This is a genomic window from Gemmata algarum, from assembly GCF_034097035.1.
Lineage (GTDB): Bacteria > Planctomycetota > Planctomycetia > Gemmatales > Gemmataceae > Gemmata > Gemmata algarum.
Window position 1 is genome coordinate 1 of the sequence record NZ_JAXBLV010000218.1, and the last position, 23930, is coordinate 23930.

Below are 23930 nucleotides of genomic sequence, written 5' to 3' on the forward strand. Positions count from 1 at the left end.
CGGCACCGGCTCGGCGGACGCGGCCGGCGCCGCTTCGGCGTCACCCGGTGTTGCGGTCGGCGTTTCGGGCAGCGGTGCGGTCGGCGAGTCAGACGCGTTCGAGGTCGGGTCGGACGGGGTCATGTTGCGAGCGTCCTGGGGACAGCGGGGCGGCTCCGGCGGCGGAGTCGGGACGATTCACCGGCCGCGCGGGTTCGCGCGGCCGGCCGGTTCGCGCCTGAAAACGAGGCGTTCACGGGAAATGATTACGGGCGGGTCCGAGGTGCGTCAAGGAACCCGCGCCCGAACCGTCGGGCAAAGTGTGAAACGCGGAGGTCCGTTCCGTGTTTCAGGCGCGCGTCAGTTCGGGTTCAACCCGACTTCAGTCGTTTCAAGTTCCGCGTGAACCTGAAGGCACACGAATGGCCCGGAGTTTGTGCGCCGCGGGTCCTCAACTTGGTACGACTCGAATTGGTATCACACCGCGCCGAGCAGTTCCTTGAGAACGTTGTTCGCCGGGTAGCTGTGCCCGAGGTGCTGCCGGAACCCTTCCGCGAACGCCACGCCGGCGGCGGCCCCCTGCGCCGCCCCCCACTCGCGCATCGAGTCCACCAGGTTATCGACCCCGTGGTGCTTCCGCAGCCACGCGCGCTGGCTCTCGTGGCACTCCAGCATCCGCCCCTTGTCCGCAATAACCGACGAAATGTCGATCCGGAACGCCGGCGTGATCGGCCGTCCGAACGCGTCGCGGCCTTCGAGCGGGTCGCAGTAGAACAGGTGCGGGATGTGCGCGACGGGCGGGTGCAAGTGCCGCCCGTGCAGAAAGTTGGGGATCGGCGCCGCGAACGTGGCCGCCCGCACCAGCTTGCTCGTCTGCTCGTGGTCCAGATGGTAGTCGTCCGGGCTGTGCGTGAACACCACCGCCGGCGCGACCGCGTTGACGAGCCGCACCACCTTCTCCAGCGCTGCCTCGTTGTACACCACGCGCAGGTCACGCTCTTCGAGGCAGTGGTACGCGGCCCCGATCGCCTCGGCCGCGGCCCGCCCCTCGCCCCGGCGGATGCGGGCGATCTCCTCGGGCGTGTGCTCGGCGGAGCCACAGTCGCCCGGGGTCATGGTGGCCACGTGAACCGTCCAGCCGTGCTCCTTGTGGAGCCGGACCAGTGTGCCGGCGCAGAGGAATTCGGCGTCGTCGGGGTGCGCGAGAACGGCGAGCGCGGTGCGGTTCATGTCGGGTTGCGTGCGAATGGACGGGCGGCGTGTGGTGAGATGAGTGTTGTACGAACCGCGGGCCGCGGAGATGACCCCGCGGCCCGCTAATGTGCTTCGGTCTCGGCCCTTTACGGTTAGGGCTGCTCTTGCGGCCCCGCGCCGGGCTGCGGCGCCCCGCCGGCCGCGATGCCCGCCGGCTGCTTGCGAGAGACCCCCTGTTTCTGCCGCACCGACTCCTTCATGGAGTCACTCACCCACGGCCCGCCGTCCGGGGCCATCGACCCCACGAACGGGGACGAGAAGCTCTGGCCGGACACGTTCTCGACCACGTACCACTTCAGCTCCTCGCGGTTCCCACTGGGCCACAGCGGGTCCGCTTCCACCCGCGGCTCCTCGGGCCGCGGGTCCGGCTTGTCGTCGGGCTTGCGGGTCCGCTGCCGCTCCTCCCACTGCTTCAGCTCCGCGGCCCACTGCTTGCGGCGCTGGTCCAGTTGCGACTGGTACCACTTGTCCTGCATCGGGAACGGCAGGCTCAGGAACGGCACCACCGACTGCGACCCGCCGGCCAGCCGGTCGGCGTACTCGCGCACCCGCTCGTCGTCCTGCACCAGCAGCCGCTGGTACGCCATCTCGAACTCGCAGGTCTCCTCTTCGGTCCGGTCGGACCGCTCGGGGCGGTGGAAGGTGGGGTTGGCCCGCAGCACCTCTTTCCACTGGTCCAGCCCGTTCTTGTACAGTTGGATCGCGAGCGGCGGGTTGCCGATCTTGCGGGCCAGCTCGGCCTTATACAGGGTCTTCCGCGCGGCCACGGTCTCGCGCTTCTGCTCGGCGTTGGCCGCGGCGACGAAGTACGGGAAGTTGGTGACCTGCCGGTTCGAGGCGTAGTAGTCGAGGGCGGTCTTGGCCACGTACCGCTTGCGCAGGTCCTCGTCGTTGTACTGGTCCTGGGTCAGCTCCCCGGGGATCGAGCCCGGGTCGGTGGCTTGCGCCCGGAGCGTCTGGTACCGGGCGGGATCGACGTACAGGCCGTAGTCGGCCCCGTGCCGGTTCCACAGCTCGGCCGCCTTCTGCCACTCGACGAGGGACCACGCGCGGCCGGCCCCGGCCACAACGCCCTTCGGCCGCGACGGGCGGTCCGGGTCGTCCGCGAACCACAGCTTCGACGGCTCCGCGGTCGGGTCATCGACCAGCCAGCCCTCCTCGTCGAACCACCCTTCCTTCTGCTCCATCTCGGCCTGGTAGCTCTGCGCCCGGGGGGCGCCCTGGCGGAAGATCACCATCGCCGGGAGCCGCGGCACGCGGTGCTTCGCCGGGTCGTGCCCGAACTGCCCGGCCCGCGGGGTCGGACCGGGCACCGGCTGCCCCTGGGCGTCCTTGATCTGCGGGGGGAGCAGCAGCAGCGAGTAGCTGAACCAGGCCCGGGCCGCCTTGAACGCGGTGAAGTACCCGCCCGCGGTGGACAGCTCGGTCTTGGTCTCCATCTTGGGGTGCGCTTCGTTCGACTCGGTGAACTGGTCCGGCAGGGCCGGGAACTGCTTGTCCTTGTCGGCCAGCTCGTTCTTGTACTCGCGGGTGCCGTCCACCCGGTACACCACGCGGTACCGCGACGGCACCTCGTAGTTAGTCTCGAGGAACTGCACCACCTCCTGCGGGGTGGCGCGGCGCAGCTTCTCGGCGGCCTTCTTGTCGGTGTACCGCTGGTCCTCGCCGCGGAGCCGCCGCACGAGGTGCGGGTAGTCCTGGCAGAACGACTCGAACACGTCGTACCGGAACTTCTTGGTCTCGGGGTCCACGAACCGGCGCGGGTCGCGCTGCTCGGGCGGGATGCAGCTCAGGTCGAACAGGCACCGCAGCACCTCCACCTGGTCCGACACGCCGAACTTGTTCTGGTAGTAGAAGGCGATCTGGTACCGCATGTCCGGGGACCGGCGGTTCTGCCGCTCGCCCTTGGCCAGCAGCTCGATCCCGCGGGCGATGTAGAAGTACATGTCGCCGGACCCGTGCATCTCGACCGACACGTTGTACGCGATGTTCCAGCTCTGGAAGATCCAGGGCGTGATGAAGTTGGGCTGCAGCTTGGTGACGGCCTGCACCCGCTGCTCGAACTCGTGGAAGTCGTTCCGCCGCTGCTTGTCGATGGCCGACAGCCACAGCCCGGTGACCACGAACCCGCGGCTGCCGGTGAGGGTGAGCCGCAGCGCGCTGCCGACCACCTCGGCCTCGCTCTCCTCGGGGTTCAGCTCCCACACCTCCAGGCGCTGGGCCTGGCTCTCGATGGTGTGGTTGCCGGCCCACCGGAACGGGGCCGCGGCGCTGGCGGCGCTGAGCCGCAGCGGGAGCGGGATCACCCCGCGCCAGTACAGGCTGACCGTGAACAGCACGAGGATCGCGCCGAGGTAGCTCGCCTTGCGGATCGTCGCGGCTCGTTGCAGGGGGTTCATTCGCCACCGGAGGACAGAGGACAGCGATCAGAAGGTAGCGGCCAGACGACAGAGATCAGGCAACCGAAGGCAAAGATCCGAAGAAAAAGGCGCGGTCCGGTTGAGGGGAGCGAACCGGGCCGGCCCGATTTGCTCTCAACCTCGAACACCGAATCCGGTCGAAGAGTGCCCTTTCTCTGTGCGGTCGGTGTGACACCACCCGCTTACTACCGGCCTCACAGAGGCCGGCCACAGAACAAGGCGTGAGACAGGTCAACCGGATTCGGTCCGCACCCGACTACGCGGCCACCTCGCGGTTCCGCATCAAATAGTACGCCAGCACGGCCCAGGGCAGCAGGTACCCGGCGGTGACCACCACGTTTACCACGAGGTACTCGGCGTTGATGTTGAAGCCCTCCGCCACGAAGTGGCCCCAACTGAAGGACTCCACGTCCGGGATCAGGTTCTGGAACCGGCGGAAGAACCACGCGGCGATCTTGTCGCCGAACATCAGCGCGCGCGTCCCGGCCGAGTCGGTCACCTGCGCCGTGGACTGCTCCGCCTTCACGATCTGCGACAGGCTCTGGAACGGGCCGCCGATGTTGCGCCCCGTCGCCAGGTCGGTCAGGTGGTCCGTGAACAGCCCGATGATGTAGATGCCCGCCGACAGCAGGAACGCCAGGATGCCGCTGAGGTACGTGCTGGCCGCCACCGCCACGCCGATGAACATGCACAGCCGGCACCACAGCCCGACCATGCTCTTGAAGAAGTTCACCTCGTAGCGCAGCTCGTTGCGGAGCAGGTACAGGTCCGGCTCGGCCATCCCGAGCAACTGGCCGGGGCTCTCGCACTTCACGTAGATCGCGAGCCGCGGCAGCGCCTGCCCCCGCTCGTCCTTGCCCGGGGCGCCCTGGTTGGCGTTGCGGAACAGCCCGGCCGGCACCTCGATGCCCATGACCGTGTAGTCCAGCACCCGCTTGCCCCGGAGCTCGAAGAACCCGAACTCCTCGGCCAGCGCGCTGACCGCCTTCCACGCCGGGGTGCCGGGCCGCGGGTCGGACACGTTGGCCGGCTCCGCCGTCACCAGCCCGTCCGCCTCGGTCACCTTCACGCCGTTCGCCTTGAGCTTCTCGGCCAGGCTCTTCATGCGCTGGGCCAGCCGCAGCTCGGCGCGCTCCTGGTCGGTTTTGGGTTCACCGCCCTTGAGGCGGGCGGCGAGCCGGGCGTCGATCAGCACACCGGTGGTCAGCCGCGACACCGCGGCGGCGTAGTCCTTGCCCTGCTCGTCGTCCACCCACCGCCACTCCGCGCCCTCAAGCTTGGACGGCTGGCGCTGCGGCGCGTTGTGGGTGACGACCGTGAAGTTCGTCAGCACCCCGGCGTCCTGCTCGCCCTTGGTCATCCGGTACACGTCGAAGGTGAACTCGAGCGGCACCCGGTCCCCGTCGGGGCGCTCCAGGTCGGTCGGCACGGTGGCAAACTTCCAGATGCCGCGCTGGGGGGAGTCCGGGTGCCCGGCGATGTACCGCCGGTAGTCGAACTCGCGGCCCACGTTGGTCCCCTCGAAGTCCTTCTTCTCCTGCCGGTCCTGGGCCAACATGCTCTTGAACTCGAGCTTCCCGCGGTGCGGCACCCGGGCCTTGTACGTCTCCGCACGGGCCTGCGGGGATACCGACGTGTTGGCGATCAGCGCCACGCTGATGCCGGTGAGCCCGAGCAGCACCAGCGTCATCAGAGACACGTACCCGATGAACCGCCCGAGCACGATCTCGAACCGCTCCACCGGCTTCGAGACGATGGTGAAGATGTTCAGGCTCTTGATGTCGTCCGGGATGCCCAGCGCCGCCAGCAGCACGCCCGGCACGAGGCACAGGATGCTGAGGACGAACGTGATCGTGCCGGTGGTGTTCCGCAGCTCGTCGCTCGGCTTGCTCGGGAAGAACCACTGCCACGGGAACAGGGCCGGGAGCAGCATGATGAGGAACACCCACAGCACCCGCTTGCGGATCACCTCTTTGAAGCTCAGCTTGGCGATGGCCCACACCGGCCCTTCGGCCTCGAACAGCATGAGCACGGCCAGCGCCGCCAGGGCCACCCCGGCGCCGACCGCCAGGAGCCACGCCCAGATGGCGGTCAGTTGCGGCGCCCCGATGGCGAACAGCACGGCCCCGATCGCGAGGTACGCCGCGACCGCGCCGCCGACCGCGATCAGGAGCCGCCGGCTCATCAGCCCGCTCGTGTACGTGCCGAGGGCGTGCCCGAACCGCCGCGCCCCGGACGAGTTGAACGACACGTTGCGGCGCAGGATCTTGTACAGGTCGCGCACGAACGGCTCGCACAGCCCGAGCAGCGAGAACAGGCCGCCGATCATGAGGGCGATGGCCTGCGACTGCCCGTGCCAGACGGGCAGCTCGGGCTTGGGCGACTCGCCCGGCTGGGGCGGGGGCGGCACCGGCACCTCGCCCTTCTTGAAGATGATGAGCGCCACGTAGATCGCGTAGCTCACCAGCGCCAGCGCCGCCATGCCGAGCATCCAGGTGGACACCGGGACGCGGAGCCGCTCGGACTCGGACTTGTCGGTCGGGGTCGCGAGGGCGTACAGCAGGTACACGGCCAGCCCGACGGCCGCGAACCCGCCGGCGTCCTGGAGCCACGCCTGTACGAGCCCTTGGAGCTCGGCGTACCCCCACGGGTCGCCCCGGTCCAGTTGCAGAATGCCGAACAGCGGCGCCGTCATCGAGTCACCCTTGAGTCCGGGATGAGAACCCCGGCGATTCCCGATACGCGAACCCGGAACCGTCGAACCCGCACGGGCGGCACGCCGCCCGAACGCCCCGAACCCGACGGGGCCTTTTCACGTCGTGTCGCCTCGCGCCCGCCTCTTGTCCGCGGGCCGCGACGCGGACGGCTCACGCCTTCGGCGGCACCGCGGTGTTCTGCATCGCCTCTTCGGGCGGCAGGTACCGGCGGCCCGGCCGCGCCCGCGACTCCTCGATCACCCGCAGGAACAGCTCTTCCAGGGTGCTCGCCGGGTGCCCGACCGTTTCCAGCGTGCCGCCGTACTTTTTGAACAGCGCGGCCAGTTCGGCCTTGAGCTCGGGGGTCTCCTTCACGCTGCTGGCCCGCACCTCGAGCCGCGCCGCGTCCTCGACGAGGGTCGACACCTTGCCGAGCGTCTGGAGGTCGCCGTTGTAAAGGATCGCGATCCGCCCGCACACGTCCTGCACGTCCTCCAGGCGGTGCGAGCACATGAGGATGGTCTTGCCCTTCGCCTTCAGGTCGAGGATCAGGTCCTTCATCCACCGGGTGCCGAGCGGGTCGAGGCCCGAGGTCGGCTCGTCGAGGATGATGAGGTCCGGGTCGTTGATGAGCGCCTGGGCCAGCCCGATGCGCTGCCGCATCCCCTTCGAGTACTCTTTCAGGATGCGCTTCTTGTCCGCGGACAGCCCCACGCGGTCGATCAGCTCGGCCGCCCGGCGCTTGCGGGTGTCGGGGTCGATGTTGAACAGCCGGCCGTAGAAGTCGAGCGTCTCTTCCGCGTTAAGGAACCGGTACAGGTACGACTCTTCCGGCAGGTACCCGATGCGCTCGTTCTTCTCGACCTTCGCGGCCGGCTCGCCGAACACGAACGCGTCCCCGGAGGTCGGGAACAGCAGCCCGAGCAGCAGCTTGATGGTGGTGGTTTTGCCGGACCCGTTCGGCCCGAGCAGCCCGAAGATCTCGCCTTTGTAGATCTTCAGGTCGAGCGCGTTGAGCGCGGTCTTCTTCTTGCGGCCCCAGAAGTCGCGGTACACCTTGGTGAGGTTGCGGGTCTCTACGACAACGTCTTCGGCCATTTCCAAGCACTCCGGGCGCCGCACGAGCCGATTGAGGGGTGTACCCAGTTGTTACGTACCGGCCCGCGGGCCGGTTCGCCGATATGCTAGGAACCCGCCCCGGGGCGCGGCGAGGCGCGGCGCGCAGTGTCTCGCGAGCACCCCGCGGCGGCGGCGGGCGACCGAACGCAAAACCGGCCCCAGGCCGGAGCGCCCCGCCGCACCACCCGCAACCCCGGCAGAGGCGGACCGGCCCGGACCCGCATTCCGCGCTTCTCCGCGCCAACCCGTCTCGCGTTCCCAACGCCGGTTCGCCCGCGCCGGTTATGACCGTAGGCGCGGGGCCGGCGCGAGCGATACAAAACAGGACGAACGTGTCGGCGAATCCCGGAGGGTGGCAGATGAAGCGGTACGGAGTCGGCGCGGTCCTCTTCGGGTTCGCCCTGTCGCTCGCCGGCTGCGGGCCGGAAAAGGCGCTGCCGACCGACCTCCTGAAATCCGGGAGCGGTCCGGTTCAATCGACGGTACCCACCAAATCTGACCCCGAGGCGCTGGCGGTTATCGATCAGGCCGTGAAAGCGTTCACCGGCGGAAAGCCGGAGCTGCTCGCGAAAGGCAAGTACTGCCGGGTCGCGACAGAAGGGCTGATGTACTCGGTTGTCAGCTCCACCCCGTCGATCGAGGCGACCCGCGCCATCGACGCCGCGTGGCCCGACAAGATCCACTTTACCAACAACGGCCAGGGTCCCGAAAACAAAATGGCGGTGGAGTCGTGGCTCCGCCGCCCGGAGTTCGTGGTGGTCCACAACGGGGCCGAGCACCGACCGGCGAACCCGGCGGAGTGGGAGCAGAACCTCGCGAGCGACTTCGTCGGGCAGGTGTGGATGGCGTTCCTGCTCCCGCCCACCGACCCCAAGGCGGTCGTGTTCGAGCCGCAAACCATTACCCTCGAGCACCGCGACCTCAAGCTGGTGAAGCTCTCGCTTCGCGAGCACCCGGTGTACCAACTCTACTTCGACGCGAAATCCAGCGCGCTGGTACGGGTCGAGTACACCATCACCGAAACCGGCGTCCCGCGGCGCACGACGATGATCTTTTCGGACCACAAGCCGGGACCGGACGGGTTGCTCCTCCCGTACCGCTTGGAGTGCCTGCACAACAAGTCGGTCGTTGAGAAGTGGGCGGTCAAAAAGTGGGAGTTCCCGGAGACGATCAAAGACGACGAGTTCATGCCGAAAAAGAAGTAAGCAAGAAGAGTTTGGCCACAAAAAAGCACCAAAGACGAAGACAGAAGAGGATTGGCCGCAAAAAAGCACAAAGGGCACAAAAGAAAACCAAGACCGAAGCAGAGAAGTGAGTTTAACACCACTCTTGTCTTCGTCTTTTGTCTCCCTTTTGTGCCCTTTGTGCTTTTTTGCGGCCAATCCTCTTCTGTCTTCGTCTTTGGTTTCCCGTTGTGCTTCTTTGTGGCCGATCCTCTTCCATTTTCACGGTGGATAGCCCTGAACCGCTGGCGGTTTGCCGTTGTTTTGTGGCTCAAGCCATGCCGGACCGCTGAACGGGCGGGCCGACGACGCCGGCGGCCAGTCCGGGCGGTAGCTCGGCGTCCCGGGCAGTTCCTTCAACCCGCCGCTGCCGCGGAGCGCGCCGCCGACCCCGATCAGCTCCGGGCGCCGGGCGACCTTGTCCGCAAACACCTCGAGGTCGCGGGTGATCTTCTCCGAGCGCGCCAGGATGCGGGCCAGTGAACCCGCGGCCAGATCGAGGTTTTGGTACACCGTGGGGTCGCTGATGAGCTTCTGAACGGTGCCGTTCTCCTTGCCGAACGCGGTCACGATTCCGCGGACCTCGGCGATCAGTTTGCCGAGTTGCTCGGCGGACTCCGCGACCCCCTTCACGAGCCCCTCCGAACGCGCCGCGAGCGGCCGGGTCACCGCCCGCACGTCCGCCACCACCTGCCCCACTTCCGCTACTCGGTCGTCGATGTTTTTGACCGTCTTCTCGGCGCTGTCCAGCAGGGTGCCGAGCGCGCCGGCGAACTTGACCACGTTCAGCGCCACCGAGTTGAGGTTTTTGAGCAGTTCCGCGAACTGTTTGCGGTTCTCCGGCGACAGCACGTCGTTCACGTTGTCGAACGCCGTCCGCGCGCCCTTCACCGCCGCCGCCACCTCGGGCTCCAAGCGCTTGACGGTGGCGCGAACGTCGTCCACCGCCGGCTTGATGGTGCGGAGCGCGTCCTGGGCGTCGCGGATGAGGGTCTTCAGGTTCGGTTCTTCGGGCACGAGCGGGGGCTGGGTCGTGACGAACCCGACGGGCAGTTCCGCGCCGACCGGGGCCGCGCCCGGCGCCGGCGGCCCCTTGGGCGGGACGGGGCCGTCGGGGCCGAGAATGTTCTGGATCTTGGCGTTGGTTTTGCGCAGCTCGGGGATGAACGCGCGGACGTCCTTGAACAGCGCGGTGGCCTCGTCGGCGGTGGCCTCGATGCGCGGGCCGACCTCGCTGAGCCGCTCCAGCTTCTCGAACGCCTTGGTCATGCGCTCGAGCGACTGCTGCGCGTTCTGGAGCGCGTTCGACGCCGGGGCCACGAGGCTCCGCGGGGTGATCGGCGTGACGCCCGGCAGTTCGCTGCCCGGCGGCCAGTCCTCCCCGCGGGGAACGGGCTGGCCGTCGGGGCCGAGCTTCGGAAGGAAATCCACCGCGGTGTCGCCGCTGAGCAGCCCGCGGGTGATGTGCGCCTCTTCGGAGGTCCGCGGGAGGTACTTGCGATCGAGTTCGACGCGCACCCGCACCTGCCCGCTCTCGGGGTCGAGTTCGACCCCCGTGACCTGCCCGATGCGGACGCCCGATTTGCGGATCGGCGTGCCCGGCCCGATCCCCGGCGCTTCCGAGAAGAGGACCGAATATTTGACGTCGGACGAGAACACGCGGGGCGTGCCGCCGAACAGTACGACGAGGCCCGCGAGCGCGAGCAGCGACGCGCCCATGAACAGCCCCAACCGCATCCGTAGCGCGCGCTCGGCCATTACATTTTAGTTCCGGATCCCAGGTTCCAAGTTAGAAGGCGCATGGTTGGAGTTCTGTTGCCTTCAACCAACTCGGGACTCGGGACCTGAAGCTCTCCCTATCGGCACTCCCGGATCCGCCGCAGGATCTGCTGCTCGAAGGCGTAGTCGCGCCCGGTGCGGATCCAGCCGCGGTTCCCGGCCGTTTCGGGCGTGACCACTTCCACCTGCCGGTCCACGGTGGGCGCCTCCTGGAACACGGCGTTGCCGATGGTGGCGCGGGACGGCCGGGGCACGTCCTCAAGTTCTTTGTCCACCACGACGTACACCAGATACCCGCCGCGTTCCGCGGCGCGGATCTCGACGCTGGCGGTCTGGCGGGTGCTCTGAAAGGTGGCGAGCAGTCGCAGCCGCGGGTCCGGGTTGCCGGCCTTCCAGAACTGCTCGTACCCGGGCGCGACCCGCGGCTTAGTCGTGATGCGCCCCTCGTAAGGGTTCGGCGTGTTGAGGTCGAAGTAGTCGTCGAGCACCTCCACGCACTTCTCGAACACCTCGCGGTACGACAGCGCGGTGGGCTGGCCCGGGGACACGAGCACCGGGTTCTCGACCTCGGTGCGGCGGACCGTAACGGGGTTGTCCAGCGGCGGCGCGGTGGCGCACCCGGCCGGCCCGAGCGCGGCACACGCCATTATTACAGCCGCCCCCGAGGCGCGCGTAACGACTCGCCGCGTGGTCATTCGGAACGTCCCTCGGGACCAACTCTGTCCGGTATCGGGCGGCGGTATGCCCGAGACGGCCGGCCCGGTCAAGGCGGGTTGCGCCCGCCCGCGGCGCGCAAGCGCGGCCGTGAAGTTTGCGTGCGGGTCCGTCGCGCGGGTTGCACCGGCTCTCCGGGTCGAGTAGCCTTTCCAAAAATACCGTGCGGGTCGAGCCCCACATCCTCACGAGACGCCCCGTGGCCAAGACGTGTCCCAGTTGCGGGTACAGCCCCATCGGATCGTTCACCGACAACTGTCCGCTCTGCGCCGAGCCGGTCCACTCGTCCTGCGGCGGGCGGCGCTCGTGCGGCCCCTACGAAACCGGCGGGCTCTCGCCCGCCGCGCGGCGGGCCATCGGCGGCGGCTTCCTCCTGATGTTCGTGCTCGCCGTCTGCTACGGGCTGGGAATGTGGGGTGGCAACCGCACCGACCGGAACATCGAACGGCAGATGGCCGAGGTGCGGGCACAAATCGAAGCCGACCGCAAAATGCGCACCCTGAGCATTTCTGCCACCCAGTTGCTCCAGGAGTTCCAAGCCGATCCGACCGCCGCGGACCGGAAGTACCGGCACAAGTACCTCGAAATCGACGGCGTGATCGAGCGCAACGGCACTGACCGCGAGGACGACGCCCCGTTCCTGGTGCTGCACGCCGGGGATGATGCCGCCAAACTTCGGATCGAGTGCTTTTTCGACACCTCGGATGATGACGAAGAGGCACAACTCAAGCGGCTGAAGAAGGGCGACCGGGTGATCGTGCGCGGCGAGTACGGCGGGCAGGTCAGCAACGTGCAAGTGCGGGACTGCACACTGGCGAAGTGACCGGCGACCGTCATGAACCTGCTCTACCCGGCGCTGCGAGCGGACCAACTGGCCCCGATGGTTCGGGTTTCGCTCGTTTGCGCCCTCGTCGCGGGCGCTTACGGTGCGCTGCACGATCAGATCAGCTACGCCATCTCGCCGGAATACTTCACAAAACTGAAGGTGCACCAGTTCGCCTACGCGGACTTCGGGTGGCCGCCGCGGGCGTTCGCCTCGGCGGTCGGGTTCCTCGGGACGTGGTGGGTCGGGCTGCTGGCCGGGTGGTTCTTGTCCCGGGCGGGATTGGTCGAACTCCCGCCCGAGCGGCGCCGGCGGTGCCTGCTCCGTGCGTTCGGATTCGTGCTGTTCGGTGCCGCCGCCGGCGGGCTCGCCGGGGCGACCGTCGGTGTTGTGACGACCCGTGACGGCGACCTCCGCGGCTGGCAGCACTGGCGCACCGAGATCGGCATCGAAGACCTGCGCGGGTTCGCCATCGTGGCTCAATTGCACGCCGGCGGGTACCTCGGTGCGCTGGCCGGCGCGGCCTTCGCCTTCGTTGATGTCCGGTGCCAGCGGACGCGCCTTCGTACAGAAGCGGGCGCCCCCGGGCACGAGCCGCCGAGCGCGGCTACGCCAGCGCCTTCTCGACAACCACCCCCGCAACATCCGTGAGGCGCTCGTCGCGACCGCTGTGCCGGAACGTCAACTGCTCGTGATCCAGGCCCAGCAGGTGCAGAATCGTCGCGTGGAAGTCGTTCACGGAAATCAGGTCATCGACCGCGTTCAGCCCGAACTCGTCGGTCGTGCCCACGGTGGTCCCGCCTTTCGCGCCGCCGCCGGCGAGCCACATCGTGTAGCCGAGTGGGTTGTGGTCGCGGCCCTTACCGCCCTGGCTGTTCGGTGTTCGTCCGAACTCGCTGCACCACACCACCAGCGTGTCCTTGAGCATCCCCCGCTGCTTCAGGTCCTTTAACAGCGCCGCGATCGGCCGATCGACGTGGCCGCACATCTTCTCGTGGTTGGCGTTCACGTCGTCGTGGGCGTCCCACTGCGTCACGATCGGGCCGCCGCCGCTGTACACGGTGACGAACCGGACGCCCCGCTCCACGAGCCGCCGGGCGAGGAGGAGGCGCGTGCCGAAGTCCGCGGTGGCCTTCTCGTCGAGCCCGTAAGCCGTCCGGGTCGCCGCGGTCTCCTTCGCGAGATCGACCGCGTCGGGCGCGTGGCGCTGCATCTTGAACGCCAGCTCGTAGCTCGCGGTGCGGGCGTTGAGTTCCGCGTCGGCGCCCGCCTGCGCGGCGTTGAGCTTCTGCACGAGCTCGAACTGGCGCCGGTTCTGTTCCGCGCCCGTGTCCGCGGGCGGCTTCAGGTTGATGATCGGGTTCGGCCCGCGCCGCATCAGCGTGCCCTGGTAAACGGGCGGGAGGAACGCGCTCGACCAGCACGGCGCGCCGCCCTCGGGCACGCCCTCCGGTTGCGGCAGGACGCAGTAGGCGGGCAGGTTCTCGTTCACGCTCCCCAGCCCGTAGGTGACCCAACTCCCGAGGCTCGGCCAGCCCATCAGCGTGCGCCCGCTGTGCAGCTCGTACATCGCCGGCGCGTGAACCGTGTTGCTGCACCAGCACGACCGCAAGAAGCAGATGTCGTCGGCGCACGTCGCCAAGTGCGGCATGAGGTCGGACACGTCCGCGCCGCTCGCGCCGTGCTTCTTGAACGTCCGGGTGCTGGGCAGGATCACCTCCTGCCCGGTGGTGAACTGGCTCTTGGGCCGGCCGGTGGACTCCGGGAGGGGCTTGCCGGCCCACTTGGCGAGCGCCGGCTTCGGGTCGAACAGGTCCATCTGGCTCGGGCCGCCGACCATGAACAGGAAGATGACGCGCTTGGCCTTCGGCTCGAAGTGCGGCTTCTTCGCGGCGAGCGGGTTTGCGACGGGCGCGCCCCGCGCCCCCGCCTCGGCGCCGCGGGCGTCGCGCGCCAGGAGGTAGTTCAGCGCGATGCCGCCGAGCCCGCCTCCGGACCGGAACAGGAACTCGCGCCGGGACGCCGCGTGCGGGAAGTGGGTGCTCATGCCGTCAGCGTACCCGGCCCGTAACGGGCGTGCAAGAACGCGGAACCGGTGCTTCCGCGCCGACCGGTTCACACCCGGCGCGGAGGCACCGGCACTCGGCAAAGGAGGCGGCATGTTCCGTCGCGCCGCCGTTCGCCGTGGAACCGCGGATCGGGTAAGCTGGACGGCATGTGGCTTACCCTCTTAGTCGCCGCGTCGCTCGCGGAACCGTCGCTGAGTTCGTGCGCGTGGGTGCGGGCCGAAAACGACAGCGCAGGGACCGGCTTCGTTGTCGGCACAGACACGCGCCTCCTGGTCACCTGCCGGCACGTCGTGGCGGACCGGAAGAACGTGGACGTGTTCTTTCCGTGGGTTCGTGACGGTTCGCTCGTCACCGATCGAGCCGAATACCTGCGCAACCGCAGCAAGCTGCGCGAACTCGGACTGCTCGTGACCGGGACCGTGCTCAAAACGAGCGACGAGTTCGACCTCGCGTTGCTCGCACTCGATTCCCTTCCTCGCGGCACGAGAGCCGTCACGTTCGCAACCGAAGTGCCGCCGCCTGGCACGGAACTGTGCGTTATCGGGAACCGGCTCGACCTCGATACCGTGTGGAACGTCACCCGCGGCCCTCTTCGCACCAGCGGCCAATTGCGTGACGGCTACTTCTGGCGCGGGAAGAAGCTTGCCCTCAACGCCAACGCTCTGATCGCACAGTTCCCCACCGAAGAAGGCGACTCCGGCGGTCCGGTGTTCAATCCGCGCGGTGAGGTGGTCGGCGCGAATTGTGCGCTGCGACGGGCGTGCCCGCTCGCATCGGTGTTGATCTCCGCGACCGACATCCGCGCGTTTCTCCGTTCGCCCGCAGAACCCGCGAAGCCAGCCCGACCGGTGCCGGTTGCCGAAGCGCTGACCCGCGCAACCGTATGGGTGAAGCCCACGGCCACGGACGTTCACCTCGCCGGCGTGCTCATCGAACCAGACGTGGTGCTGACCGCCGCACGCGGGCTGACCGCCGGCGGCTGTGTGGGAATCGCGTTGCCGATACGCGAAGGCGACCACTGGGTCAGCGAACGCGACGCTTACGCCGATCCGCTCGGGTTATACCTTCAAGGGGTTTGGCGGAGTGGCACCGTGCTCGCACGCGACACCGGCCGCGACTTGGCGCTCGTTCAGCTCGATTCAACCCCTCGCGCGCTCAAACCGCTTCCGCTCGCGGAGCGTGTGCCGGCAGCGGGCGAGGCACTGCACGCGCTCAGTCACCCGAGCGGTCTGGAGTTCGCGTGGGTGTACTCTTCCGGATCGGTTCGACAGCGCGGGAACGTCGCGCTGGACATCGGCGAGCGGGCGCCGCGCGTCGAGGTGCTGGTGTGTCAACTTCCCGCGCAGGCCGGTTCGCCGGGTGGACCGGTCACAAACGCCGCCGGCGAACTGGTCGGAATCCTCTCTTCACGCGAGGGCGCCCAGCAGGTCGGGTACGCCGTCACGGCCGATGAGATTCGCGCGTTCCTGGATGAGGCTCGTCGCAACACCCCGCCGACCAGTCTCGCAGGGTTGCTGACGCGGCTCGAAGCGGTGCCCCGCACGCAGCGCGTTGTTTGGGCACGGGCACTCGCGCGGCAGGCGGACGCGCACCGCGTGGCGGGCCGATTGGCGGACGCGCAACGGCAGTGCGAGGCCGCCATTTCGCTCGACGCCGGATGCCCGGACGCGCGGCTGTGCCGCTCGCGGATGCTTGCCGCGGAACCGGCACTCGCGGAACTCGACGCCGCGGTCGAAGCCGGACCGTTTCACCGGGACGTGCTGCTGCGCCGCTCGGCGCTCGCGCGGGAAGTAAAAGACTTCCGCAAGGCCCGCGGCGACGCCGCGCGCGTTCTGGATGCGTTCCCCGCAGACACCGATGCGCGTGAGGCGCTGGCGCTCGCATATCTGGGCCTCGGTGACGACGCGAAGGCCGCGACCGCGCTCGGCGAGTCGGTTCGCGCCGACCCGGCGCGGATGAAATCGGTCGCGGGCATCATCCTCGCGCACGCCGCGGTGTTGGAGCAGAAGTTCCCCGACACCCCGGGCACCGCCGCCAACTGGCTCGCGAGCGCGCTCACCGGTGTGCAGAAGGGGACGCGATCCCCTCACCGGCGAACCGCAATCGCCGACGCGCTGAAAGCCGCCGGCGCGGCCAAAGATGACGCCACGCGACTCGCGCAGCTCCGTGCGTGGGTTGACAAAGAAAGGTAGCCGCCCGTGTCGCAATCGTTCGACGTGATCGTGCTCGGTGCCGGCGGCATGGGATCGGCCGCGTGCTTCGAGTTGGCCCGGCGCGGGCTCAAGGTGCTCGAGTTGGAGCAGTTCGCGCTTGTCCACGACCGCGGCAGTTCGCACGGGCACACGCGCATCATCCGCACCGCCTACGCCGAGCACCCGGCCTACGTGCCGCTCGCGCGGCGGGCGTTCGAGCGGTGGTACGAACTGGAGCAACTCACGGGGCGGCACCTGCTGACGGAGTGCGAGTGCCTGAACGCCGGCCCGCCGGGGAGCGAACACGTTGAGGGCGTGCGCGCCTCCGTGCGAACGCACAACCTCGCCGCCGAGGAGCTAAGCGGCACCGAGATTAACCGCCGCTACCCGGCGTTCCGGTTCCCGGCCGAGTACCGTGGCGTGGTCGAACGGGCCGCGGGCTTCCTGTACGTCGAGGAGTGCGTGCGCGCTCACCTCGACATGGCCGTGGAACGCGGTGCCCATATCCGCGCCGAAGAGCCCGTTCGTGCGTGGAACGTCATCGGCAGCGGCATTGAAGTGACGACGGACCGGGGCACTTACCATGCGGCGAAGCTGATCGTAACGGCGGGCGCGTGGGCTACCAAACTGCTCGCGGACATCGGGGTTCCTCTGCGCGTTATGCGTCAGACACTTTTGTGGTTCGACATCGGCTCGCGAGGGCACCTCTTCCGGCGCGACACGTTTCCGCTCTTCATCGCGGACGTTCCCGGCGCGCCGTTTTACGGCCTCCCTGCAATCGACCCGAACGGGCTCAAGGTGGCCCGGCACTACGGGGCGCCCGAACTCCCCAACCCGGACGGCGTGGACTGGAACCTGGCCGACGCAGACGTGTTGGCACTACGCCCGCTGATCGACGAGTTCTTACCGGGACTCGGCGCGCTGAGGAAGGGGCAGGTGTGCATGTACACGGTCACACCGGACCGGCACTTTGTGATCGACACGCACCCTGGCTCCCCGCAAGTGGTCGTCGCGTGCGGATTCTCGGGGCACGGGTTCAAGTTCGCCAGCGCGGTCGGCGAAGTGCTCGCCGATCTCGCACAGACCGGCGCCACGAAACACGACATCACCTTGTTCCGCGCCGGACGCTTTGCGGAACCGGCCCGCCAATGACGGGAGCCGGCGGTACGTGACACTCTTCCCAACCGCCACGCATTCTACCGCCGCAGCGAGTACAGCGCGATCGCGCTGGCGATGCGGAGCGCGCTCTCCTTGTCGTGCCCGAGGCACTCCGCGGACTTGTGCCCCTCGATCGCGCAGCCGATGTCGTACTTGCTGTAAATCACTGCCCACCGGCCGCCCACCTTCTTCCCGTCCACGATCTGCTCGTCAATCTTGATGCCCTCGAGCAGCACCGGGTAGTTGCGCAGCTCCCGCTCGGCGCCCGTGCCCTCCGCGTTCTCGCGGCGGCACTTCACGCTCCCCAGGTTCAGACCCGATTGCTTCGCCAAATCGAACAGCGGCTCGTTCGCGAACGGAATGGTCGTGAGCTTCTGGTCCGGGAACATTTTGGCCATCGAATCGCGGAACGACTTATCGAACGCCCGCCACTGCTTGATGTCGTTGCACGCGGCGTCCACCAGCAGCAGCCCGCCGGTCTGGAGGTTCACCTTGACGTTGTCCGCCTCGTCGGGCGTGAACTGGATCGGCTTCCGCCCGTGCAGGTACATGAACTTGTACCGCGTCAGCTTCGGGTCCGACGGCTGGAGCACCTCGCTCGTCAGCGCCACGTCCAGCTTCGCGTTCTGCCCCAGGTAGGACATCAGGTTCCGCAGCGCGTCCGACGCCGGCGGCTGCTGGACGCTCGCGTCGCTGACGTACTTCAGTTGCAGCGCCCGGAACTTGCTCCGCGCGATGCCCTTGTCCGGCGTGACGATCGTGGTCTTGGTGAGCTTCGGCTTCGGGAGTTCCATGCCGGTGGCGTACGCGATCACGTTCCGCGACAGGCAGAACGCCTTTTCGCCCCGGTTCTTCGGGTCACGGCCGTCCGCGGGGATGAACCGCCGCTCCTCCCAGTACCCCGCCAGCGGGCTCGGGCTGAACACCGCCACCGTGCGGCACCCGCGGTCGAGGTACATCAGGTCCGGGAAGTCCTCCGGCGAGACGCCGGGGAACATCTGCCAGATGGCGTGGTCCGGCGGCACCTTCTTCAACTGGCTGCCCGGGAAGATGCGGTCCACGAGGCTCTCGAACGAGGACGCGAAGTCCCGGTCACCGCAGCACGCCTCCGCGAACAGGAACCCGCCCTCTTCCACGTACCGCTTGAGGATCTGCTCGGCGACGTGGAGGGCCGGGTCGGTCGAGCGGGTGACGAACGGCATCGGCCCGTGCCCGTTCAGGTACACCAGCGGCGACTGGAGCAGCAGCCCCACCTCGGAGTCGATCCGGTCCTGCGAGGTCAGGTTCTGCAGGCGCATGTCGTACACCTGCCACGACAGCGGCGCGCCCTCGAAGATCTCGCGCTGCGCGAACTCGACGACGTTACGGCAGTCGTTGTGCTTGCGGTTCCAGTTCGGCGTGCCGGTGGCGTTGCCGCCCGGGTCGCGCTCGGTGAGGATCGCCTGGTCGCTCTTGCCCACCTCGCCGCGAACGAAGTTGCCCCACGCGAACTTGCTGACGAGCACCGGCGTGCGGCCCTTCGAGAGGTAGAGGAGCGCGAACGCCGTGGTGACGACCGGGTACGGCTTGTCGAGCCCCGAGGTGTTGGAGGTGTACACGAACGCGCCGTCGGGCTGCTGGAGCCGGAGCAGCCGCACGCACCCCTCGCGGTACCAGTCCATCCGCCCGATGAACCGCTGCCCGGACAGGCGCCCCAGCCGCTCGATGCCGTAATAGTTGTAGAAGTACGACATGCCCTGATCGAACGCGAAGTTGGTCCCGATGTAGTTCATCCCCTTGGCGAGCGCGTCGTTGTCGGAGTAGGCCCCGCACCGCGCGGCCACCCCGGTGTCCGGGTTCAACTGCTGCTCGCTCTTGTCGAGGCCCAGGTTCGCGATGATGAGGCCGCACGCGCCGCCCACGCTCATGGTGAAGCTCGGCTTGTTCTGGTCCAGGCTGCTGTACACCCAGAAGCCGGCCTTTTGGTTGCTCTGGTCGGGCTTCTGCGTGCGGGTGTAGAAGTCCTGGATCTCCTTCCAGAGCGAGTCCTCGATTTTGACGCCCGCGACCTTCGCGGCGTACAGCCCCAGCAGCGCGTACTGGGTGTTCGAGTTGTCGGGGATGTCGCCCACGGCGGATTCGGGCCGCGACGGGTAGCTCCAGCCCTGGAGCTTGCCCCCGGTGCGGATCGCGATCCGCGCGAGCCACTCGGCGTTCGCGTTGAGCTTCGACTGGTCTTTCTTGTCGCGCGAGAGGAGCTGGGCCTCGGACAGCGCCATCGTCTGGAGCGCGACCGCGTAGGTTTTGCGCGGGGTCCGCTTCCGCAGGTATTCGATGCCGCCTTTTACGGCCGGGTCGTCGACCGGCACGCCGGAGTTGAGCAGCGCCAGCACCGCGAGGGCGGTCGGGCCGCCGTCCATGTCCGCGAGCGTCTTGAGGAAGAAGCCCCCTTCCCAGCTCCCGTCCTTGGCTTGGTTCTTTCGGAGGTACGCGACCCCACGATCGATGGCGTCCTTGACCTTGTTGACGAGTTCACCGTCGCCGCCGCCGGGCGCGGGGGCCGGTTGCGCCGCCACCGGCGGCGCGGGAACCAGCCCCACGCCGGCACACAGTGCGAGGGCGGCAACCAGCAGCGAACGGGTCATCTCGCGATCCTCCGCGGGCGTGTGTTGCCCTTCCCTCCGGGCGGCGAAAACCGCGTTCCGGGTACGAGCCCCGGTCGCGTCGGCGCGCCGCCCCTCTCACCGAGGGCAGAACAAATTCGTCCGCCATTATACCCCTCACCAGCGGAGCGGTTTCTGCCACGCCTCCTTGAGGGTCGCCAGTTTAACCCAGACGAGCCACTCGGCGTTGGCGCCGGCGATGCGCAGCCGCGGCTCGGAAACGGTGGCCCCCACCCGCGCGACCGGCAAACCCGCGAAACAGTGCTCGAACGCCGCCGCGTGCTCCGGCTTCACCTCGACGACGAACCGCGTCGGCGATTCGCTGAACAGCTTGGCCTCGTCCGGCAGGTCACCCGGCAGCGACGTGACATCGGCCCCGATCCCGCCCGCGAAGCACATCTCGGCCACCGCGACCGCGAACCCGCCCTCGCTGAGGTCGTGGCACGCCCGCACCAGCCCCTGACCGATCGCGGCGTGGACCGCCAGGAACAGCTTCGGCGCCTGAACGACATCGACCGTCGGCACCGCCCCGCCGGTGCGGCCGGTGACCAGTTCGAAGTGCGACCCGCCCAGCTCGTTCTTCGTCGCCCCCACCAGGTACAGCGCGTTGCCCGCTTCCTTGATGTCCATCGTCACGCACCGGCGCACGTCGTCCACGCGCCCCAGTGCCGTTACGAGCAGCGTGTGGGGGATGTTCAGTCGCTCGTCGTTCTTGCCCTTGTAGGTGTTGTTGAGGCTGTCTTTCCCGCTGATGAACGGCGTCCCGTAAGCGACGGCCACGTCGCGGCACGCCTCGGCGGTGCGGACCAGCGCGCCGAGCACCTTCGGGTCGTGGATGTTGCCCCAGCAGAAGTTGTCCAGGATCGCGACACGCTGCGGGTCGGCCCCGACCGCGACCACGTTCCGCACCGCCTCGTCGATCGCGCACCCGGCGGCGGCGTAGGGGTCGAGGTCCGCGAACCGCGGGTTGATCCCGCAGCCCACCGCGGCGCCGGTCCAGGTGCCGAGCACCGGCATCACGACCGACGCGTCCGACGGGCCGTCGTTCAGCACGCCCACGAGCGGCTTGATGACGCTCCCACCCTGCACCTCGTGGTCGTACTGCCGGATCACCCACTCCTTCGAGCAGACCGAGAAGTGCGACAGGATGGACACGAGCACGTCCTGCGCGGGCTTCGGTTCCAGCACCGCGGCCGGTGCGCCCATCGCGAACATCGGCGGGTCCCACTCGGCGCTCTTCACGACCGTCGGCCGCCCCTCGTGCAGGAAGTGCATGTCGAGGTCGGCGACGACGTTGTTCTGGTAGGTGAGCTTCAACCGGCCGCTGGCCTCGAAGGTGCCCAGGACGGCCGCCTCCACGTCCTCGGACGCGCACAGCGCCTTGAGCGCGGGCCACTTCGCGGCCGGCACCGACAGCACCATTCGCTCCTGCGACTCCGAGATCCAGATCTCGGTGTAGCTGAGCCCGTCATATTTCAGCGGGGCGTTTTCGAGCTGCACCGTCGCGCCCAGTTCCGCACCCATCTCGCCGACCGCCGAGGAGAACCCGCCGGCCCCGCAGTCGGTGATCGCGGTGAACAGGTCGAGGTCGCGGGCCTGCAGGATCACGTCCTGCACCTTCTTTTCCGTGATCGCGTTGCCGATCTGCACCGCGCCGCCGCTGACCGTTTCCGACTCGTGCGTGAGCTCCAGGCTAGAGAAGGTGGCGCCGTGGATGCCGTCACGGCCGGTGCGCCCGCCGACGGCGACGATCAGGTCGCCGGGGAGCACCTTCTTGAACGCTTTATCCGTGGGGATCGTGCCGACGGTGCCGCAGAACACAAGCGGATTCGCGAGGTAGCGGTCGTCGAACAGGATGGCCCCGTTCACGGTGGGGATGCCCATCCGGTTGCCGTAGTCGCGCACGCCCGCGACCACGCCCTGCATCACGCGGCGCGGGTGCAGCACGCCCACCGGGAGCTGGTTCGGCTCGAAGTCCGGCGGCGCGAAGCAGAAGACATCCGTGTTGCACACGGGCTTCGCACCCAGACCGGTGCCGAGGAGGTCGCGGATCACCCCGCCGAGCCCGGTGTTGGCGCCGCCGTAGGGCTCGATCGCCGACGGGTGGTTGTGCGTCTCCACCTTGATCGCGATGTGGAAGTTCTCGTCGAACTTCACCACGCCGGCGTTGTCGGCGAACACGCTGACGCACCAGTCGTCCTCGCCCAGCTTGGCGCGGATGGTTTGCGTCGCCCCGAACACCGTCTCTTTGAGCAGGTTCTTATAGGTGCGGCTCTGCCCGGTGGCGTGATCGGTGAAGTGGATCGTCCCCTTCAGCGTCTTGTGGGAGCAGTGCTCGGACCACGTCTGCGCGATCGTTTCGAGTTCCGCATCAGTCGGCTCGCGACCCAGCTCGCGGAAGTGCGACTGGACGACCTGCATCTCCTCCAGCGAGAGCGCGAGCGTGTTGTCCTTGCTCAGCTTCACGAGGCCCGCGTCGTCCAGGTCGCGGAGCGGCACCGTCAGCAGCTTGAACTGGTACGGCTTGCCCAGCGCGAGGTGGGCGGCCTGGACCGGCCCGACCACGATCTGCTCGATCGCGTCGTTCGCCAGGACCTTGCGGAACAGCACGTCGCGGTCGAGCGACGGCAGCTCCGGCGGGCCGAAGTACCGGCGGAACGTGCGCACCGCGGTGACGGGGATGCCGAGCATCCGGACCGCCTCGAGCACCGTTTGCGCGACCGGTTCCATCACCCCCGGCTTGAGGAGCACCGTGTAGGCGTGGGCGGCGCGGGTGCCGACCGGGGCGAACTCGCCGCTCTCCACGAGCGGGTCGAGGAGCACCTCGTTCAGGAGCCGCGCGCGGTGCTCGTCGGTGAGCTCGCCTTCGACCAGGAACCCGCGGGCGCTGGCGGTCACCAGGTCGCCGCCGCGCTCGCTGTGCGTGAGCAGGTCGAACTCGTCGCACACCCGCTCGCGCTCGCGGTCCAGGCCGAGCGGACGAATCTCAAGTTCCCAGAGCATCGCGTACCTGCTTTCCTTCGGTCAGCCACCGCACGAGCCCCGCCCGGTCGCGGGATTCGAGCAGCGTGCGGAATTCGGTCATCCGGTCGGTGAATTGCGTCAGCGCCGCGAGCGTAGCGTCGCGGTTGGCCTCGAAGATGGCGGCCCACAGGTCCGGGTCGCCGGCGGCGATCCGGGTCACGTCGCGGAACCCGCCGGCGGTCAGCTTCAGCCACTCCTTCGGGGTGACCGCCGCGACCCCGGACGCCACCGCGTGGGGCAAGTGGCTGGTGGACGCGACCGTGCGGTCGTGCTCCTCGGCGTTCATCAGCACGACCCGCGAGCCGAGCGCCTCCCAGAACCGGCCCACGGTCACGGTGCGGCCCCAGTCCGCCCCCAGCGCGCCGACGATCAGCACCGTGACGCGGTTGACGAACAGGTCCGCGCGGCCGTTCTCGGCCCCGCCCTTCTCGGACCCCGCCAGCGGGTGCGCCGCGACGTACTCGACGCCCGCCGGCAGGCGCCCCTGCACCGCCGCGACGATGTTGCCCTTCGTGCTGCCGCCGTCGGTGAAATATGTGCCCGGCCGGACGTGCCGCGCGGCCGCGACAATGGCATCGGCGATCCGATCGACCGGCGTACAGACGACCACGAGCTGCGCGCCCGCGACGCCGGCGGCAAGGTCGGTGGTTCCGGTGTCGATGGCGCCGACCCCGGCGGCCCGGGCGATGCAGTCGGGGTCGCGGTCCACGCCGACCACGCGCCCGGCCACGCCGCGGGCCTTCGCGGCCAGCCCGACCGACCCGCCGATCAGCCCCACGCCGACAATCGTGATCTGGTCGAACAGCATTCCGAAATTATAAGAACGCGGGCCGCAAGA

General features: G+C 68.5%; 15 protein-coding genes. 5 read left to right on the forward strand and 10 right to left on the reverse strand.

Annotated elements, in window-relative coordinates; all coding sequences use genetic code 11:
- Nucleotides 1–456: 456 nt before the first annotated feature.
- The 4 genes from R5W23_RS26125 to R5W23_RS26140 form a co-directional block, all read right to left on the reverse strand.
- Entirely contained in the window at nucleotides 457–1209 is a 753-nt protein-coding gene (locus R5W23_RS26125; RefSeq protein ID WP_320688900.1) for a PIG-L deacetylase family protein, read from the reverse strand.
- A 116-nt stretch (nucleotides 1210–1325) separates the two neighbouring features.
- Complete coding sequence (locus R5W23_RS26130) at nucleotides 1326–3632, reverse strand: hypothetical protein (RefSeq protein ID WP_320688901.1); 2307 nt, start codon at nucleotides 3630–3632, stop codon at nucleotides 1326–1328.
- 277 nt (nucleotides 3633–3909) lie between these two features.
- Nucleotides 3910–6348: an ABC transporter permease gene (locus R5W23_RS26135; protein WP_320688902.1), complete on the reverse strand. Its 2439-nt coding sequence runs from the start codon at nucleotides 6346–6348 to the stop codon at nucleotides 3910–3912.
- Between the two features lie 172 nt (nucleotides 6349–6520).
- Nucleotides 6521–7447 (reverse strand): ABC transporter ATP-binding protein, encoded by a 927-nt coding sequence (locus R5W23_RS26140; RefSeq protein ID WP_320688903.1) that lies wholly within the window; start codon nucleotides 7445–7447, stop codon nucleotides 6521–6523.
- 380 nt (nucleotides 7448–7827) lie between these two features.
- Between R5W23_RS26140 and R5W23_RS26145 the strand changes: the two genes are divergently transcribed.
- Nucleotides 7828–8673, forward strand: coding sequence for a hypothetical protein (locus R5W23_RS26145; protein ID WP_320688904.1), 846 nt, complete (start codon nucleotides 7828–7830; stop codon nucleotides 8671–8673).
- Between the two features lie 240 nt (nucleotides 8674–8913).
- On the opposite strand, the gene R5W23_RS26150 is transcribed toward R5W23_RS26145, so the two are convergent.
- Both R5W23_RS26150 and R5W23_RS26155 read right to left on the reverse strand, forming a co-directional pair.
- Nucleotides 8914–10449, reverse strand: a complete 1536-nt coding sequence (locus tag R5W23_RS26150) for an MlaD family protein (protein WP_320688905.1) — start codon at nucleotides 10447–10449, stop codon at nucleotides 8914–8916.
- A gap of 98 nt (nucleotides 10450–10547) precedes the next feature.
- Nucleotides 10548–11165: a hypothetical protein gene (locus tag R5W23_RS26155; protein ID WP_261188878.1), complete on the reverse strand. Its 618-nt coding sequence runs from the start codon at nucleotides 11163–11165 to the stop codon at nucleotides 10548–10550.
- 218 nt (nucleotides 11166–11383) lie between these two features.
- Between R5W23_RS26155 and R5W23_RS26160 the strand changes: the two genes are divergently transcribed.
- Both R5W23_RS26160 and R5W23_RS26165 read left to right on the forward strand, forming a co-directional pair.
- Entirely contained in the window at nucleotides 11384–12007 is a 624-nt protein-coding gene (locus R5W23_RS26160; RefSeq protein ID WP_320688906.1) for an OB-fold protein, read from the forward strand.
- Nucleotides 12008–12019: 12 nt separating this feature from the next.
- A complete protein-coding gene (locus R5W23_RS26165; protein WP_320688907.1) occupies nucleotides 12020–12658 on the forward strand; it encodes a hypothetical protein in 639 nt (212 codons plus the stop codon).
- Here R5W23_RS26165 and R5W23_RS26170 read toward each other — a convergent pair.
- A complete protein-coding gene (locus tag R5W23_RS26170; RefSeq protein WP_320688908.1) occupies nucleotides 12615–14054 on the reverse strand; it encodes a DUF1501 domain-containing protein in 1440 nt (479 codons plus the stop codon). The genes R5W23_RS26165 and R5W23_RS26170 overlap by 44 nt on opposite strands.
- Nucleotides 14055–14222: 168 nt before the next feature.
- Here R5W23_RS26170 and R5W23_RS26175 point away from each other — a divergent pair, with 168 nt between their 5' ends.
- Together R5W23_RS26175 and solA are read left to right on the forward strand one after the other, a co-directional pair.
- Nucleotides 14223–16268, forward strand: a complete 2046-nt coding sequence (locus R5W23_RS26175; RefSeq protein WP_320688909.1) for a trypsin-like peptidase domain-containing protein — start codon at nucleotides 14223–14225, stop codon at nucleotides 16266–16268.
- Nucleotides 16269–16274: 6 nt separating this feature from the next.
- Nucleotides 16275–17420, forward strand: a complete 1146-nt coding sequence (gene solA, locus R5W23_RS26180; protein WP_320688910.1) for an N-methyl-L-tryptophan oxidase — start codon at nucleotides 16275–16277, stop codon at nucleotides 17418–17420.
- Between the two features lie 44 nt (nucleotides 17421–17464).
- Here the strand turns inward: solA and R5W23_RS26185 are convergent, their stop codons facing one another.
- The 3 genes from R5W23_RS26185 to R5W23_RS26195 form a co-directional block, all read right to left on the reverse strand.
- The gene (locus R5W23_RS26185) at nucleotides 17465–20050 is read right to left on the reverse strand and encodes a DUF4159 domain-containing protein (RefSeq protein ID WP_320688911.1); all 2586 of its coding nucleotides are present in this window, start codon (nucleotides 20048–20050) and stop codon (nucleotides 17465–17467) included.
- 135 nt (nucleotides 20051–20185) lie between these two features.
- Nucleotides 20186–23071: a phosphoribosylformylglycinamidine synthase subunit PurL gene (purL, locus tag R5W23_RS26190; protein WP_320688912.1), complete on the reverse strand. Its 2886-nt coding sequence runs from the start codon at nucleotides 23069–23071 to the stop codon at nucleotides 20186–20188.
- Entirely contained in the window at nucleotides 23055–23900 is an 846-nt protein-coding gene (locus R5W23_RS26195) for a prephenate dehydrogenase (protein ID WP_320688913.1), read from the reverse strand. The genes purL and R5W23_RS26195 overlap by 17 nt, the downstream gene beginning before the upstream one ends.
- Nucleotides 23901–23930 lie beyond the last annotated feature (30 nt).